Source organism: Zooshikella sp. RANM57, from assembly GCF_050749885.1.
Taxonomy (GTDB): domain Bacteria; phylum Pseudomonadota; class Gammaproteobacteria; order Pseudomonadales; family Zooshikellaceae; genus Zooshikella.
Genome location: NZ_JBOIUB010000023.1, coordinates 26,725 through 43,163, shown reverse-complemented (window position 1 = coordinate 43,163; position 16,439 = coordinate 26,725). Strand labels below are relative to the sequence as shown.

Below are 16,439 nucleotides of genomic sequence, written 5' to 3'. Positions count from 1 at the left end.
GCGCCGCGCTGCATTGCGCGATGCACGGCGTTTTTTCTGAGCGGGTTTACTGTGATATTCTCGGTATTCTTTTTTATAATTCCGGTCGCGTTCCAAAGACCTCAGCCTCAATTAATGCTGTACGCTTATCCATTTTGTACATCAGTTGTGTTAGCGCTTTTACTGAGTCGTTTAAGCTTTCTTGGTGTTGTTGATTTGCTTCTATTCGACTTAGGCGTTGCTCGACAGTTATCGCATAACTACCAAAGCCAATTGCTAAAGCTATTAAAGCAGGGATTGAGTTTTTAATGCATTCCAGCACTATATCTGTAATTCTCCTGTTTCTGGTTGTTCAGGCCACGCTACAGCTTGCGGCTCTGTGTATGCTTGTGGAATATCTCTTAGTTTTTGACGATAGGAAGCCCAGTCTTTACGCTGGCCTTTTGTAAGCGTGTTGTCTTCAATTTGGGTCCAGTCACAGCCTCGTAGTAAGTTAGTCCTGTGGCCCCGTATGGTGTCCCATGTGCACGGCTCTGCGCATCCCTGCACATCAGTAGTGGTATACTCTTTGTTGAGCATAGAGGTGAGCACAGCCGCTTTAGGTATATGCCTTTCAAAGTAGGCTGGGTCAGGTAAAACAGTGGATAATGCTGTTAATAGTTCCTGTTCTGTGGGGTTGTCTTCAATGAATAATGAATCGAGTCCAACATTTACGATAAAACCATTTTCTAATTCAACATCAATTGTGCCTGTGGTTTCATCATGTTTAATTATTTTAAATTGCATTAATTAGTTTTAAATTCTCCTTCCAACGATTCGGCTTGTGTCTGTATAGCCTGTTAATTTAATAGTGCCTACATTGTGAATAGCAATGCCTGCAGCGCCTCCAGCTCCTCCGCCATGAAAGTTCCCACTTACACTTTGATTGTAGCCATATCCTGCGCCGCCATGTCCACCTGCAGTACCATAGTTACCGCCTGTACCTCCAGTCCCTCCAGTTGACCACAATGGGTAGTCGTGGTCTGTAGTTCCTCCACCACCTCCGGTCGCTCCGCCGCCACTGCCTGCGCCCCGCCCTCCGTGACCACCTTTAGACTCAACAGCTTTATGCGAGTCATCAATACGCTTGCGAATACGTACACCACCACCGCCTCCACCTCCACCGCCTCCAGCGTATACACGCGCTCCGGGGTTGTTATAAAATTCCAGAGAGCGGCATCCGTGGTGTGGGTCTATCCAAATGGCCGTACCTCCTGATGCCCCTGCGCTGCCTGTCTGCCACTGGCCGGGGCCTCCAACACCTTCTTTACCAATAATAAGGCCATTGTTGATGATACGGACCTTGCGGCCTGCGAGCGCATTACTAAGGCCCAGTGCAGCGTGTGTAGTTGCAGTAGCTTGGTATGTCCCATTAAGTGTTATTTCAATATTACCAGCGCTGCCTATAAGGGGTTTCACAGCACCAAAAAGGTCAAAATTGGCGCCACCACCAACAGCTACACGTTTAAGTGAGACAAGCTTCCATGTGCCATTTACGTTGACGTAGACATCCGTTTCTTTCCATGTCCCATTAACATTTACATATGCAGTATCAAGGCTTTTCCATGTCCCATTAACATTAAAAAAAGGTTCTGCCATTAACTATATTTAAACCAAATAAACCCATTACCACCGCCACTTGGGGCGTTGGGACTGATTGTTATGTTTCCTTTGTGATAAACCTCATTGCCTGCAACGTAAGAAACTCCAGCAACATATAAATCATCAAATAGTTTTACTGTTCTGATTCCATTAGGACCAGAAGCGTTACCAGCAATCATAAGTGCTTTATACGCACCATTATCATTATAAAAAGCAGCTCCCCCTGCCCCTACATCATCAGTTGCCCAATTGCGATAATCTGAAAAAACCCAAGAACCTTTAACACCTGGCTTGTATTTATCTACATAGTCTTTAGCGCGTTCAGCTTCTCCTTTAGCTCTGTTAGCTTCTGAGACAGCTCTGTTAGCCTCATTGTAAGCTCTATCTGCTTCTCCTTTAGCCTTGTCTTTATGTACACTTGCTTGGTCTTTCTCTGCCCTTGTACGTACCCACATATCATCGACAGCCACTTTAACAGCCACAGTTTCATCCTTAATCTGTTGCGTCATCTCTTTAATTTTCACAGTGCTGTAGTAAGTAGTTCCTGTACGGCTGCGGGCTTCCTCTGCCCTGTCTGCTTCAGCTTTGGCGGCTGGGATGTACTGAGCTTTCATAAACCCTAGATTCACAACGTCGTTGTCCTCTTGCGGGTCTGCAACCTGCCGTATACGCCTATTTAAAGCGTTGAAATGCCCATCATCGAACATGCGTAGTAGGCCCTCTGTGTAATCCTTAACTTCCTGAGCTACATAAAATAGCTGCTCGTTTGCTCGGTCTAAGACTTCTTCAGAGAGAATAGCGCCGTCATAAAAGTCTACAGCGCGCTCATGTAGCGGGGTCTCACGCTTTACACGGACCACAACATTAGTAGCTGGTGCTGCTGTTAAGTGGACAACTTTATTGTCGATTTGGCGGTCTGTTAGCTTGCCAGCGACATACACTTTAATGTCGTCAGCATGGAAAAAGGGAAAGGGAATTGCGAATGTTTTTGTTTGTCCATCGGCTAAATAATCTTTATAAGATAAAGCCATTAATTAATTTAATCCTCCATTTAATAACGCGGAAATTCCGCACCAATATTTTTTAATGCTTGTTGAATTATCAATGTGTTTTGAAAAGGAATAATACTGCGTGTGTTGTACCAGTCCTCTTGATTAAAGTTATAGTCATCGCGCAACATAGCTTTACTCATTGCAGAGAAGCTTGAGACAGACTTTTGTAAGAAGTCGTAGCTTGCGTTACCTGTCCATAAATTTGTAGCTAGTTCTGTTGTACGTGCGCCAAAATACGGATCTCCTGTAAATATCTCTGCAAAACTGTCAATGAGCATAGGGAAAATAGAAGCGTATGAGGACCGCTGAAAGCTTGCTTTTGCGATAGCTTCAGGACTCAATCGCCGCTCTAAAAATTCTTCTTTATTTTTGAGTCCTACAGCTTGTACGTGAGTCTGCATCGTGTACACGAGACCAGAAAAAGCAGTCGTGAACATGAAAAAGCTAAAGGTCTGCATGTCCCTGTGCTTCATGCTATGCAGTAACTGTTTTGAGTACGCAGTTATCATAAAAGTCCTGAATTGCAGCAAAGTTTTCCCTAACTCTTTGGTCATCAAGTAAGGTATACCATCTCCAAAATCCTGTTCTTGAATAATGCGGCTGCCCCATGAACGCATTGAATACGAGAATTTAGCGTATACATCAGGGTCCCACTCATGAAAGTTCATGCGGGTCAATTTACCGTTTACATGGTCTGCTTTCTCAAACTCTCGTGATATTTTTGTAAGTAATTCGTCATCAATACCCAACTCTCGCAGCCTCTTTTTAGACATAATCTTACGCCCTTTTTTAGCGTAATCTAGAAATCGTTGAGCCATTCCTTTCATTGCTAAGTTCTGTAAAAGACTGTTTACTGCGTGGAAACCAGATAAATCAGCAGTTAACTTATTCATTTGGTCCAGAGCATTCTCTACACTGTCCATCGTGCTCTTATTGCCGCCATACGCTGCATTAAATTCATCTGTGCGAACTGTGGATGTATGCAGAGAACGGCCATTACACCAGCCTCCTATGGCGTCTGAAAGCTCTTCTTGCAGTGCATCTCTAAATGCTCCGTCGTCCATACGTGAGAATGCATAACGTAGGCTAGGGACGTGCTGCAAAGTAGCTTTTAGACCAACATGGGATAATAGGTTGCCTATTTCCATTAATTGAGCGAAGCCTACTTGGTTCATAACGCGTGCAAACTGCATTTTCCGCATAACTCTATTTGCACGGCTCCAAGTACTTGAGGGGTCCACATCAATAGGACGACCTACGAGGTGGTCGTATGCATCCTGCAGGTTTTTAATTTCTAACTGATAGCGGGTCTGCTGTCTTTTATTTTTACCTGGGGAATAATCGCGTGCTTTCTTAATGTTGTCTAATGCTGCTTTAAAAGCTGACTCACTCTCAAAGCCTTGTCTAGCAAGGGCTGCATGGCCTACCATAGAGTTTAAGTAGTTATGTATAAGCAGCTCTGAATCATTTTCTAAATAGGCAGTTATCTTTGACTCGTCTAAATCAATACGACTTTTTAAATTACTTACTTTGCCTGAATCATTTCTTTTAATAGCCTTTTTCATTATTTTGGCTGTTTTCACAGCTTTATCTGCATCAAGTCCTAGCTCACGCATTAAATATTCTGCCATATTCTCATCGACTAACTTATTTAATGCTGGCAAGTGGACAACCTCTTTTTTAGATGAGATAACTATATCCATAACTGCCCCTGCAAGCTCCATAGCCGCGTCCCCATCTACATTATGGAATGAGCGGGCAATACTGGACTGTACATTAGAGTACCCCTCACGTTGTATAGCACCAACTAAGCGACCTGCACTCCAACGCCGATTAATATAAGTATCGCTATAATTGACCTCATCAGCGCCTTTTACAGCTACAGCATTCGGTAAGTTTTCGCGACCTGCAGGATTCTTTAGCAGTGTTAAAACATCGCTATAAATCTCGCGCGCAGTTGCTGCATGTGCTTGTACATAAGGATTATCAATGGCTTCTCCACGGACAGCACGAGTGACTAACTCATTAAATGCCAGACGCTCATTGTGCTTTAAACTTGAGGCAACCGTTGATTTACCTTGGTCACGTAAATAATTATTAAAATTCTTTTCTAAACTTTTATTGAAACGAACCATATATTTATCTACGGTCATACGTTTCCATAATGACGCGGTCTCTTCTACCTTCTGGCCTCCACCTCCCAGCGAGTCAGTAAAAAGCTTAGCGGATATCTCTCTGACTTCCTGCATATCAGAGTTGTAGTTAATTCCTGCGCGGTCTGCACGAATAGCACCAAACGTTGTACTTATCTCGTCGCCTTGTGCAAGCGTACGCGCCAAGCGTGAGTTAGTGTCGTCAGGTGAAGGCATGTTACCGTCTTCATCAAGAAAACGTGCGTAATACTTGCGGCCTTTCTCATCAAGTTCTCCGCCAGCCTGCCTAAATTGTTCCAGCTCTAAAGCACGCCTGTAGTCGTCTACCAAGCCATCAAAGCGTGTTCTATAAGTAGACACAGCGCTACCTAACACGAAGGCTCCAGCCATTGAGATAAGGACATCACTACTGTCAATTGTGGGGTCCATAGCGGCAAGCGAGCCTTCAACAACTGCAGCACTTGCAGAACTTGCAAGGCCAGCCGCAATAATACGACGTAAGCGGTTTGCCTTCATGCCAATTAGAGCAGGCGCTGCAAGCCCTTCAGTCGCCATGGTAAGGCCAATAGCTGCAGGGTCTGCTATAGACGCAGCAAGCGCTGCTCCTATGCCCACAACAGGCCCATGAGCCATTAAATCATCTTGCACTTTAAGAGCGTCTTGTATTTCACCTTTAATTTGAAAAGCGTGTTCTAAACTGTAGGCTTCGTTGAATTCGTCGTGCAGGTCTTCAGGGATGCCTTCAAGCAGCTGTTGGTACTGTTCTGGCGTCACTGTCCAGTTCGCGTCAGGTAGGACTTTGTCACGCTCAAATTGCTTATATACCTGAGCTTCAATCCAGTTCTGCTCAGCGGCAGCTTTGGCTACATCAACAAAACTAGTATTTTTGGCTTTTTCGTCTTCTAATTTTTCTACATAATCATTGTATTGCTGATACTGTAAATCACTGGTGACAGGTTGAATTATTGTTTCAGTATCTGTAGCGTTCCCAAGCTCTGCAGTAGTGTTTACAAGGTTTTCAATGTCATGATTTAATCCTTCATTATTATTGTTTATCTGCGTCTCCTGCTACTGGATATGTTCTATATTTACTGTATTTATTAGCGTTGGGGAAGCCTTTCGTGTAGCTGTAAATTGACTCACGTTTCTCTCTTTCACGCTCTTGGTTCCGCTTCATGTTAGCTCTAAACTCTTTTAATTTTTCATCATTAATAAGAGCTGAGGCTGTATTTTTACCTTCACCCATTAATTCATGATGTGTGAATTTATATTGTTTACCATGCTTGTCTGAGTACGGAACACCTAGCTCATCAACGACTACATACAAACCACCATCAAGTGGCATTAATGACAGGTCAGCATCTTCGTCCACATCTGCATAATTAGCTTTTATGTAATTTAAAAGCACATTAACATTTTTCTCGACTTTCTCTTTATCGAATGTTGGACCAAAATGTCGTTTATTGAATAAGGAGCCATTAATTACTGCATACGTGTTTTCAGCACGCTCTAAGACTTTCTCTTTTGCTTTATCTTGTGGAATTCCAATTGCCATTAAATCTTGTACACGCTTAGCATAACGCGGTATAACATCTTGATAATTCTTCGCATCACCTAGCTTTCTACGTATAGAATCTGACAAATTAGTACGGTCAAAAGCGTTAAGCCTTACCTGTGTGGCGTGAGGATTATTTTTAAATTGGGCATATGTGTTATAGGCTTCAGTTAATGTACTCCCAAACAGCTCCATGTGAGACTCTATAGCGCTATAGGCTAAAGCATCTTCATCACTGAGGTGTGCGTGAGACATCCCTAAGCCTTTTAAATCCTGATACAGCGCGTAGCCCTCTTGAAAGTTGCGCGGTAATTCATCCTCAGTATTTGCATGGGTGCCCACAGTAGTTAAACCAGCTTTTAGGACATTTCCATAAGCTTTATAAACAACGCCATTTTCTCTAAGCAGCACATTAAACTGCCGCTGGCCTTTCTCTGCACCTAACTCTTTTAATAAACGAGCGTGGTTATATTTAATTATTTCTTGCTGCTCTTTGCCTGAGTAATATTTTAAATCTTTTTGACCAAAGATTTTTAAGTACGAATATTGTTTTGCAATATCTTGCTGTACTTGTTTTTGTTTATTTAAATAGTGGGACACCTCATTAGCAGAGAATAGTCCCTTTTTAACATAAGGCTTGAACCAGCCACGGGTTAGCTTATTTTTCTCACTGAGACTTTCAATTGTTGGCTGCAAGTCTAACCGCATAAGCTCACGTTGAGCTGGCTTGAGGGCTTCTGCGCGGTCCTTGAGCTGCTTCAAGTCAGCCCGCATAGGGACGGGGACAAACTCACTGTTGGCAAAGGCTTCAGCTATAAGTGTATCGTTGTCTTCTCCAGCCATCTCCTGTAATTCGACGAGATACTTACCGACTGCTTCAGGAGACATAGCAATAGCTTCAGACTCCATCAAATACTTAGCGGTAGCCTGTAGCTTACTTACTGCCTGCGCTCTATCCATTTCCTCATTAGCAAGCAACTGTTGTGTATCTTCAAGCGCGGACAGTAATGTGGACTTCCCTAGCTTTTCCCGCTGTTGGCCTGCTGCGTACTCCTGCAGCGCTCCAAATTGACTTTTTAAATGGACATCAACTTCAGTATTAACTTGGGCTTTAATCTTCTCATTACTCAAGCTACTAAAGTACTTCTGGCGCAGCTCGTCGATGTCTTCTTGATAGCTTGAAGGGTCTCCAAGTCCTTTATCTGATGTATTTTCAAGATAGGCCCCAAGCTCTCGTTTAAACCCTCTCAGGTTCTCACGGGCGGCCAAAGCCTCACTTTCAAAGCTGGCCTGCTTCTGCTCTCTGTTCACTGACGCACCTACATTTGCAAGTGCAGAAATGCCTTGTAATAGGCTATTTGATTGAGGATCTATAAAACCCGTTGAGCGTCCTGCACCACGAAATGTAGGCGTGTAATTGGCCTTAACCTGTCGTCTATATTGTTCCTGTTCTTGTGTCTTCTGTCGTGCCATTAATTAGTGAACGTTCCTCCTGCGTTTCTATAAGCCTGAGCGCCACTCCCAGCGATTTGTAATGCTGAGCCTACAGACTTAGCTAGCTTGTTTGCTCTGTACTCTGTATGACGACCTAAGCCGTATTGTGTCCGTTTATAAAGCGCCTCTTTCTCACGGCCACGTTGCCACGAAGACGACTCAAAGTTACGTTGCACTGTGCTTACGTTGTTAGCGCCTTGACGAATAATGTCGTTTACCAAGCTATCTATAGAGAGGCCAGCCACTCCACCCTCAGAAGCACTTACGCGGGCCTCTGCGACACGCTTTTGGGTCTCTCGCTGTATCCGCATCTTTTCGTCTGTAACTGCGTCGGCTTCTTCAGCTTCTTGCATGTTTAGCTGTGTGTTTTGATATTTATTGTCAGCTTGGAGGGCTTCGTTTTGGCGGTTTGTGTTGTACTCTGCTAAATCGTTCTGGTATTTAGCCTGATTACTTTGTTCTTTAATACTGTAGGCTGTTACAGCCGCCTGTATTCCTGCGAATGCTAGTGTCGCATCACACATATTTATTTATCTCTTATAAACTCAAATGATACAAAATGTGTCTTGTTGTACTTAAAATGGGCTTTAAAATGTGCTCCTAAATGTTTTAAAAAGCGTATGGCCTGCTTATTTTCTGCATGGACAATGTTTGTCATATGTGGGTAATCCTTTAAATAACGACGTATAAAGATACGTCCCCACACATATAATTGTCTTTTATGCTTTTTAATTTCGGTACTTGATAAAAGCCATGGGACCACACACCTCCCATCTTGATTTATACCAAACATCGCAATTATTTTACCGTCTTTATCAAATGCTGAACGGCACAGTACCGTTGACTTTAAGGCAGTTTTAAGGGATACAAGAGGGTCAGATTTCAGTGCCTCCAATTCGCGCCTGTCTTGCTCACATAGAGTAGCTGCAAGCTTATAACAATCTTCTATTTTTGATTTTTGTGTAATTATCATATTCGTTGTGCTGTCCTGCGTAGTTTTGCTTTCCATTCGGCGGATTGAAAAGTTAAAGGTAAGTGGGAGGAGGACTCTAAACTGATGTCCACCGTTTTTGCTTCAGCAAGCACATTAAATTTAAAGATACCGCTTTCTATGGGAACTTCTGAAACGCGGTTATCAAGTGAGCCGATAATACGACCAGTAAATGTATAAACCCTTTCGGCTCTAGCATCTGGCTTTACGATGGCTTGGAAATAGCCTGTATTCACATATGCCACAGTGAACTGATGTAGCTGCAGACGACCGCTTAAAATAGCAACGTTATTGTTGTCTCGGGCCACCTGTTGTGAAAATTGGTATCTAAATTTATAAGGGACACCAACATAGCAGTCTGCTTTAGCGCCTTCATTGAAAAATGCATTTAGACTTTCTTCGTCATATACATTGCCGGACACATCAACAGCTATTAAATCGTCTGCTGTGAAAGGTTTAGCGCTGCCTTTAGCTACAAATACGCGTCTATCTAAAAGTATTTCGGTAGGAAACCCACGAGAGACTGGCTCATTATCACGGGTCAATGTGATGCGCTCTAAGCAGACGCCATCAGCTCGGTCTACAACAATGACAATATCAGACTCAATAAAGGTAGCTGCTAAAATAACACCGTCTAGCTGCCATTTTCCCCATGCGCTTTGTAGCTTCTCGTTGCCCTGCCAGTAATAGGAGTAGATGTATAAAGAGGTTGGGTCTTGGTCTGTGACCGTTAACAATACGTCCTCATTTGAAGACGCTGAGAGATGCCTAACGCTACCTTTAATATACGTTGGACAGTGTGAGGTGATATCTGCAGCGTCGTTTACTTCACTCTCAGGGTCAACATAATATTCCCTGATGCCTGCGTTATTACCGCGTCTCGTACTAAAATAGACGTTCTTTCCAGCACCTACAGGCTTAGCTTTAAGCTCACATTCAAAGCGCGTGGTGACGTCTACTGAGACCGTCTCAGGGCTTAGCCTGTCTTGTCCTCGTATAATAAATTGAGTGAGGTCCGAGAATAAAAGTAAGGTCTCGTTAAAGGGGACCGCATGACGTAATAAAGAGACTGTATCGTTTGTCACTGCGACATCTATAGGGTGTGTCTCTAAGCTCTGAACGACTGTTGTTGGGTAGAAATTATAATAAGAGCCTAACTCACTAAAAATAATATTTTCATCAGAGAGAAGTCCTAAGCGATTTTTAAAGAAGAAAACATCACTAATTGTTTTATTAATAAATGAGGGTTCAGGGGCTGTATCCTCGTCGCCTGCCTTACGTGCATCCCACTCGATGGACTCAAAGGTGAACGTGCCGTCGGCATTCGAGACCAGTCTATGCGGCATAGTGCTAGGCGCTGGACATCTATTAAGACCTGGTTTAGCTACTTCTACCCATGAGCCAGACGTACTCTCGTTGTCCGTGTTTTCTTGGTATTGGACATAATAATCATCTGCAGAGACGCCATTCTCACCTGCGACTTTTATAGTGAAGCCATGAAAGCAAGTTGCAGGCAAGTTTGTGAAAGCTTGGACACGTCCCTTACAAGCATACATCGCTTTATCGCCTAAGCTGTCACTACATGTCAGGACAAAATCATGGTCTACATTTTTGGCTGTTATTGCGATGACATTGTTACTTAGTGATATTGTGTATGTTGCTTGTAGCTTCATTAACTGTGTATGTAGCTGGGTTGCAATAGCTGTGGTCTGTACTGCTGTCCTGTCTTTGTCTGGTGTCGTGTAACTGGCAACAACTGAATTATTAATTAAGACTTTATAGGTTGTCCCATAATCGCCTTGACGAATGTGGACGATACCCATTTTATTTTTAGGTGTTGGTGCTGGTAAGACTTCACCATTAGGGCTTTTATAACCTATATTTCTTGTTGTTGTGCTTACTGTGGCAACACCACCGATTGTCTGTAGCACACATCGTGGGTTTATCCTTTTGACTTTCCTTGTGTTGCCGCGTGTACCGCCCCAGCTAACTTCCTCGTCCCACTTTAAGACACCCATAGCTGAGATGTCCTGTACGCTGTAGAGTGCTTGAGAAGTGCCTAGGGGTATCTCAACGTTAAGCCCATTGTTGACTACAAGCACGCCTAATTCGTCACTGAGACGCGCTGCAAGGTAGGTTGCAAACGCAGACGCACCAATGTTTTGTGCCGATAGAGAATAGAGGCGGCCATTGACGTATACACGGTACATAGACCAACACCTGAACCATTTCTTGTAACCTTTTCGGTTATCAAATAGTTCGTCTCTGTACCATGGGCTAATTGGTTTGATATTTATTACTTGGTAGCGCTGATTAATTGGCGTCAGATTTAAAGCTTTTGTTGGGTCGTAGGCTGCAGTTTTACGTGTTTTATTAACTATGAAGGTGTGGTCTGCAACTGTGATAGCTGAAAAGGCTGTCGTTGTGTCATGTGCTTTTAGGTAGTCAACTCCATTCGGCTTATGGACTGTTCGCTCTCTTCCGTCTAAATCAAATACACGGATATTTTCATTACCAACAACAACAACATACTTTTCGTATTTGTCACGGTTAATAGTGTGGACAAAGGCACCGCTTAAGCTTGTATCAAGTATTTTAGCGAGATGCTGAGAGCATGGTCTTTTCTGTAAGCCGTAAACTACACTGCTTACGGCGTTTATCTGTTCCTCGCATTGGGTTTTCAAACGTATATTTGGGGGCTGCTGTGAGACACCATTAATTAAGTTTGGTAAGGAATTTACAATGCTCAATAATTAAATATATCTCCATAATTCACGTTGTAAGGGACCATCAAATATGTTGTATTTTTTAGTGTCCACTTCTTGTAGAAAGTAATAGCGAGCCATTTCTTCATCATTTTGTTGATAGCCGTGAACATTTCCGTCGCCTATAAGCCTGTCTTGAAAGATACGTGCGGCTTTCAAAGTGATGTATGTCCGTCCACTTTCTGGCAGCTCATCAAAAAGCAGCTTTAAAATTAAATCTACATTTATTGTTGAGCTAAATAAGAAGCTTCTTTCTTTTGCGTTGTATAATCTATTACCACGTACTTTAATTTCACCATTAGCTATTGCCTTACTTTCAACACGTAAAGTATTTTCAGGAAGATAAATAATTCCCTCAATATCTCTAATTAATGGGAAATTTTCTTCAGTGTTAAATGGGTAGCCAATAGACTGTATTCGGGTGCTTTCTCGGTCCAATATTTGTAAAGCTGTTTTAGCTTCTAATAGGCCGCTATCTAGCGTCGTTACTGGACTCTCACCGATGGAGAGCAGCATTTCATTAACTGCATTTAAAACAAGTTCACTCATTTTTATTTAGGAAGAAAAAGGGAGCACGAGGCCCCCTGTAGTTAAATTAAATTAGCGTGTTGTTGCTGTGGTTTTCTTAAGAATGGAAATAGCGCAAGCAGGACGTAAGATGTTGTGTCCCATCGCGTACTTCGCCACAATAAAGTCGCCTTGATATTCCATCATGTACTTAGATTCAGTGGTGATGTCCATCGCTTTAAGCGTACAGACAGCATCTGGCATCATGATAAGACCAACCACTTTAGAGTAGTCCCCGCGATATGCATCGGCGCGGTCTGGAAACTCTGGTGTATCTATAAGACCTGCGCTTTCGTCCTCATCGGGCAAGTTAATGGACTCGTAAATATCAAAGCCTGCAAGACGGCCAATAGTGCCTTCTGCAACAGAGCCTTGGCCGCCTACGTCTTTATGCATAGTGACCAGCTTACCAACATCTGTATCAGTCAAGAGAGCTGCATACTGGTCTGGACGTAGGATAACGTAAGGACGGCCACGTACTTTTTTATTTTTAAATTCTGTACGAGCTTTGAGTAAAGCGTTATAAAGCTCAATGGCTTTAAATTCGTCGTCTTTCTTATTTAATTGAATATTATTTGTAAAAGTCTCACCTTTAACAGGTGTCAGGCCAACATCTTTACACTGGGCTTCATTGGTAATAAATGACGCTTTGCACGCCATGCGCAGTATATTTTTATCGACAGCATCTGATAGCGCTTCTGCACACTCTTTTGTGTAGGGGGCCAACACATCAAAGTGAGTCAAGGCACGGTGCAATCTATCGGTGAATACTGTGCTCACCATAAGACCATCAACAGTTGCAATACGCTTAGCGTGTGCAATTGGGTCAGGCTCAAGGCGTTGACCAGGTGTGTGGTATTTAGCACCAGTGGAGCCAACTAAAGGGAAACTCTCAGAGGAAGCGCCACGGATAAATTTCACGCGGTGCTTATTCATCATAATGTTTTCGCTGTGGAACATCGTTAATACTTCACCAGCGAATTTTGTTTCCAACAGTTTGCGGTCGTCTCCTGAAAGGTTCTCTTGACCAGCAAATGAAACGTTATAATTATTATTTGTGCTTATTGGGTTTTCTCCGTTGCGGATAGTGACAAAGCGCTGAAGGCTTTGCCGAAAGGATTTTTAAGAAGTGTTTTTATTAAAGGATGCTACGTCGTAACTTCTCAGTTACTTCTGCGTTATAGGTGGCATCTGTCCAGTAGCGTTCGTCACTCATAGCTTTCTGGACATCTTCCATAGAATTGAAAATGTCTGGAGCAGTTGCTGTTTGTGCTCCTGCATATGTAGTCGCATTCATAGTGCCCAAAGCCGCTTCATACTTGGCTTTAAGACCTGTCAAAGCGAGTGATACTTGCTTCATATCGCCGGTTTCAGTGATGGCGTTATAGGACTCTATCTCGTCTGCTGCGAGACTTTTAGCAGCCCATTCAAGTATCTTATTTAAATTATCACTACCTCCTGCTAGCTCGCTAAGCTCGTTCATTTGGAGTGTTTCAGAGGCTTTAAGGCCATCAATATGAGCGTCAACAATCGACTTTGGAAAGCCTGCTTTTTCTAGTTTTTGGTAGCTTTCTTCTGATAATTGGCCGCTGTTGATATATTCGTCTTGGAAACCATCAAAGTTAAGTCCAGCCTGTTCTACGAGGCTTTTAACTTCAGTTGTTCCTTTATTTTCTTCTGTGGTTTGCTGGGGGTTGGCCTGTGTTTCTTTTAGCTTGTTATAGGCTGCCACAAACTCATCATAAGAATTAAAGCCATCAGGTAAGGCAGGTGTAGTATTTTCTGGTTTAGAGACTTCAGGCTGGCTCTGTGGCTGTCCTGTGGGCTGTGTTGTAGTCCCTTGGTTTAACTGTTGTGTAGCTTGGGCGTGCTCTTGTGGATTGTACGCTTCAGCGGTTACGGTGGCTTCAGTCAGTTGTTATTCTCCTTTGGTTAAATTATTGGCTACTTGAGGCGCTGCTCTTGTCAGTGCTTCTTGCATTGCTTGTTGATTTGCTGCGTTCTCTTGTTGCTCTGCTTCTGCGTTCTTCTCCTTGTTAGTCTTTAAGTAATCTGCAGAGTTAATACTTAGAAAGGAGGCTGTGCGCTCAATAAAATTACGAGACTTTATTTCTTTCTGGAATTCTTCCGGTGATAAATTCCCCTTGAGGATTTCAAACCAACGCAATACTTTCTCTAAATCTTGACCGCGTCCCAAAGCCTCTAAGCCTGTGGTAATGTAGGGTTTAACTTTATTAAAGAGTGGTGGTATACGGCCTTTGCGTTGTAATCGCATTAAAAGGACACGGACCAAAGGCATTTGAAATTCTTGACTCAGAATTGAATAGACGCCACCTAAAGCTGTCTCTAGCTCCTGCGCCATATAACGTATTTCTTCAGCGGTCACACGCTCAGCGTCACGTTGTACGCTAGAGTGCATCAAGAATGCTGTAGCAAGGCGCTGTATGAGTTGGTCGAGAGTGCTACTAGCTGTCTTTAAATCAGCAAATTTATCGAGCTGTAAAAAGTTAACATCTTTGCGACTACCTTTAATTGCATCTCCATTTTCAGCTTCTTGTATGTCTTTGGCTCTGGTAATCCCGTTTGGCTCAATTAATAAGAGGATACGTGAAGCAGCGACAGATGCCTCTACGATGGCTTTAGAAAGGCGCTCAGTAGAATGAAGGTCTCCATAATATTGTTCAACATAGGACCGTCCATAGCTCTCACCGTCTACTTTAATAAAGCGTAGGGGTAGCCATGGTGAGCCTTCTAGCGGGTATATAGCGCGTGTCTTTGGTAGCTCTTTTCCATTAATTTCTTCATATGAGATCCACTGATTACGAACACGTTTTACATGTCGGTATAAGTTTAATGTCTTCTCTTTTGTTAATGCCTCTAGCTTGTCGTGGCTGCCATCTGCAAGAAATTTTAAGACATCTTGAGGCAGCGTTGAGGGACTTATTTTTTCGTGCGTGATTATCTCTAATAGAGCATCCATAGGGTCCCTAGAGACAACATAGGATGATAGGTGGAAGACACGCGCATTGTCCTTATCAGGGTCCAAATAAATTAAGGTGTTACCTGCAACAATTAAATGTTTCAGGGTCTCGTAGGCTGCTACACGTAAAGCTAGCTGCTCAATTTCGTTCATAACGAGCGCTTCAATAACCGTTAAGCCTTGCTCTACTTCAGCCTTTTGGCCTTCTGGTATTTCAACGTCTTCATCAACTTTAAGGCGATAAAACGGGGAATTAGGTGGTAAAAGGGTAAGCAAAAAGCGAGACGCTAAATAATTTACAGCGCGAGCACCAATTGATTGATAGGGAGTCGCAAAGTTTGTACTACTGTTAGCGCCTGAATGAGGTACTAAGGTAGGGATAGTTAGCTCAGCACACTTACGAGCACGAGACAGAAAAGACTCTCTTTCAGTCTTTAAGACTTGATAGCGTGCTTCTGCTGTATTTTTGTTTTTATTCTCCAATAATTAACTCGCATTAATATTTAGACCTGAACCTGTCCCACCTGCGACATTAGTTGCCCTATTGATACGCAGCGAGGACCGTCCTTTCTTTTTCTGAGCTTTTTTAGCGGCGGGACTGTCTACTTTGCCTTTATCTGTTTCGGCGGTCTGTACGGGCGTTGGTGAGGGTTCAGGGGATGGTGCAGGCTTAGCGGGTTCTGGTTGTTGTACTATTTTTGGTCTACTAGATTTGCACATTACTTATAAAAGCGTTTTCCTCCTGTTCTTTTAATTTTGCTTTTAAAAATTCAATTGTTCGTTGTGGTCCTGCGTCCCATATGATTTCAACATGAGATTGTGAAGGAGTAGGTAGCTGCCTTGGAAAGTAGTACTCTAAGTAAGGTATAACTTCACGGTGAAGTGTTAAATCAATTTCCATTAGTCAACCTTATGAACAATATAACGCTCTACATCTGCTGTATTGTTATCTAAGAAGCGCTTAAGCTCCATTGAGCCATTCCTTTTGACTTCAGAAGCAATAAGCTCGATTAAATCATTTGCTGTTATTTGGTGTATCTTTTTCTGCTTTTTCTTCTTTTTCGCCATTGGGCACCATTGGAAATTTATCTAATAATTTTTGAGCTGCTTGTTGTTCTTTCTCATGTGTGTCCATCCGTTTTCCTAGCTTTTCGATAACGCCAAGAATACGTGTGACCTTAGATGCACGGGTCTTCACAACATCTGCAAGCTTTCTTCGGAACTGTATTTCAATCTCTGAGACTTTACTGTTTAACATCTTT

16 protein-coding genes are annotated in these 16,439 nt (G+C 42.9%); all 16 read right to left on the bottom strand.

Features of this window, described 5'->3' with window-relative positions:
* Positions 1 to 73 precede the first annotated feature (73 nt).
* On the bottom strand, positions 74 to 301 hold the full coding sequence (locus tag ACQ96U_RS25845; RefSeq protein ID WP_431724171.1) for a hypothetical protein: 228 nt from the start codon (positions 299 to 301) through the stop codon (positions 74 to 76).
* Positions 301 to 765 carry a tail fiber assembly protein gene (locus ACQ96U_RS25840; protein ID WP_431724170.1) on the bottom strand — a complete coding sequence of 155 codons (465 nt, stop codon included), beginning with the start codon at positions 763 to 765 and terminating at the stop codon, positions 301 to 303. Before ACQ96U_RS25840 ends, ACQ96U_RS25845 begins: the two co-directional genes overlap by 1 nt.
* A 9-nt stretch (positions 766 to 774) precedes the next feature.
* Entirely contained in the window at positions 775 to 1,617 is an 843-nt protein-coding gene (locus ACQ96U_RS25835; RefSeq protein ID WP_431724169.1) for a hypothetical protein, read from the bottom strand.
* Positions 1,617 to 2,651 (bottom strand): phage tail fiber protein, encoded by a 1,035-nt coding sequence (locus ACQ96U_RS25830; protein ID WP_431724168.1) that lies wholly within the window; start codon positions 2,649 to 2,651, stop codon positions 1,617 to 1,619. Before ACQ96U_RS25830 ends, ACQ96U_RS25835 begins: the two co-directional genes overlap by 1 nt.
* 20 nt (positions 2,652 to 2,671) lie before the next feature.
* A complete protein-coding gene (locus tag ACQ96U_RS25825; RefSeq protein WP_431724167.1) occupies positions 2,672 to 5,599 on the bottom strand; it encodes a hypothetical protein in 2,928 nt (975 codons plus the stop codon).
* 271 nt (positions 5,600 to 5,870) lie between these two features.
* A complete protein-coding gene (locus ACQ96U_RS25820; protein ID WP_431724166.1) occupies positions 5,871 to 7,853 on the bottom strand; it encodes a hypothetical protein in 1,983 nt (660 codons plus the stop codon).
* Positions 7,853 to 8,398, bottom strand: a complete 546-nt coding sequence (locus tag ACQ96U_RS25815; protein WP_431724165.1) for a virion core protein, T7 gp14 family — start codon at positions 8,396 to 8,398, stop codon at positions 7,853 to 7,855. Before ACQ96U_RS25815 ends, ACQ96U_RS25820 begins: the two co-directional genes overlap by 1 nt.
* Before the next feature lie 2 nt (positions 8,399 to 8,400).
* Positions 8,401 to 8,847, bottom strand: coding sequence for a phage protein Gp13 family protein (locus ACQ96U_RS25810; RefSeq protein ID WP_431724164.1), 447 nt, complete (start codon positions 8,845 to 8,847; stop codon positions 8,401 to 8,403).
* Positions 8,844 to 11,615: a hypothetical protein gene (locus ACQ96U_RS25805; protein WP_431724163.1), complete on the bottom strand. Its 2,772-nt coding sequence runs from the start codon at positions 11,613 to 11,615 to the stop codon at positions 8,844 to 8,846. The genes ACQ96U_RS25810 and ACQ96U_RS25805 overlap by 4 nt, the downstream gene beginning before the upstream one ends.
* 3 nt (positions 11,616 to 11,618) lie before the next feature.
* On the bottom strand, positions 11,619 to 12,179 hold the full coding sequence (locus ACQ96U_RS25800) for a hypothetical protein (protein WP_431724162.1): 561 nt from the start codon (positions 12,177 to 12,179) through the stop codon (positions 11,619 to 11,621).
* Between the two features lie 51 nt (positions 12,180 to 12,230).
* The gene (locus ACQ96U_RS25795) at positions 12,231 to 13,136 is read right to left on the bottom strand and encodes a hypothetical protein (RefSeq protein ID WP_431724161.1); all 906 of its coding nucleotides are present in this window, start codon (positions 13,134 to 13,136) and stop codon (positions 12,231 to 12,233) included.
* Positions 13,137 to 13,335: 199 nt separating this feature from the next.
* Positions 13,336 to 13,929 (bottom strand): capsid assembly protein, encoded by a 594-nt coding sequence (locus ACQ96U_RS25790; protein ID WP_431724160.1) that lies wholly within the window; start codon positions 13,927 to 13,929, stop codon positions 13,336 to 13,338.
* A gap of 186 nt (positions 13,930 to 14,115) precedes the next feature.
* Positions 14,116 to 15,660 carry a portal protein gene (locus ACQ96U_RS25785; RefSeq protein WP_431724159.1) on the bottom strand — a complete coding sequence of 515 codons (1,545 nt, stop codon included), beginning with the start codon at positions 15,658 to 15,660 and terminating at the stop codon, positions 14,116 to 14,118.
* Between the two features lie 3 nt (positions 15,661 to 15,663).
* Complete coding sequence (locus ACQ96U_RS25780) at positions 15,664 to 15,897, bottom strand: hypothetical protein (RefSeq protein ID WP_431724158.1); 234 nt, start codon at positions 15,895 to 15,897, stop codon at positions 15,664 to 15,666.
* Positions 15,884 to 16,078, bottom strand: coding sequence for a hypothetical protein (locus ACQ96U_RS25775; RefSeq protein WP_431724157.1), 195 nt, complete (start codon positions 16,076 to 16,078; stop codon positions 15,884 to 15,886). The genes ACQ96U_RS25780 and ACQ96U_RS25775 overlap by 14 nt, the downstream gene beginning before the upstream one ends.
* A gap of 114 nt (positions 16,079 to 16,192) precedes the next feature.
* On the bottom strand, positions 16,193 to 16,435 hold the full coding sequence (locus ACQ96U_RS25770; protein ID WP_431724156.1) for a hypothetical protein: 243 nt from the start codon (positions 16,433 to 16,435) through the stop codon (positions 16,193 to 16,195).
* Positions 16,436 to 16,439 lie beyond the last annotated feature (4 nt).

Bases quoted from the DNA above. Each gene is read 5' to 3' on its own strand.
- ACQ96U_RS25840 (WP_431724170.1), bottom strand. From the start codon at position 765: ATGCAATTTAAAATAATTAAACATGATGAAACCACAGGCACAATTGAT.
- ACQ96U_RS25835 (WP_431724169.1), bottom strand. From the start codon at position 1,617: ATGGCAGAACCTTTTTTTAATGTTAATGGGACATGGAAAAGCCTTGAT.
- ACQ96U_RS25830 (WP_431724168.1), bottom strand. From the start codon at position 2,651: ATGGCTTTATCTTATAAAGATTATTTAGCCGATGGACAAACAAAAACA.
- ACQ96U_RS25820 (WP_431724166.1), bottom strand. From the start codon at position 7,853: ATGGCACGACAGAAGACACAAGAACAGGAACAATATAGACGACAGGTT.
- ACQ96U_RS25815 (WP_431724165.1), bottom strand. From the start codon at position 8,398: ATGTGTGATGCGACACTAGCATTCGCAGGAATACAGGCGGCTGTAACA.
- ACQ96U_RS25810 (WP_431724164.1), bottom strand. From the start codon at position 8,847: ATGATAATTACACAAAAATCAAAAATAGAAGATTGTTATAAGCTTGCA.
- ACQ96U_RS25800 (WP_431724162.1), bottom strand. From the start codon at position 12,179: ATGAGTGAACTTGTTTTAAATGCAGTTAATGAAATGCTGCTCTCCATC.
- ACQ96U_RS25795 (WP_431724161.1), bottom strand. From the start codon at position 13,136: ATGATGAATAAGCACCGCGTGAAATTTATCCGTGGCGCTTCCTCTGAG.
- ACQ96U_RS25780 (WP_431724158.1), bottom strand. From the start codon at position 15,897: ATGTGCAAATCTAGTAGACCAAAAATAGTACAACAACCAGAACCCGCT.
- ACQ96U_RS25775 (WP_431724157.1), bottom strand. From the start codon at position 16,078: ATGGAAATTGATTTAACACTTCACCGTGAAGTTATACCTTACTTAGAG.
- ACQ96U_RS25770 (WP_431724156.1), bottom strand. From the start codon at position 16,435: ATGTTAAACAGTAAAGTCTCAGAGATTGAAATACAGTTCCGAAGAAAG.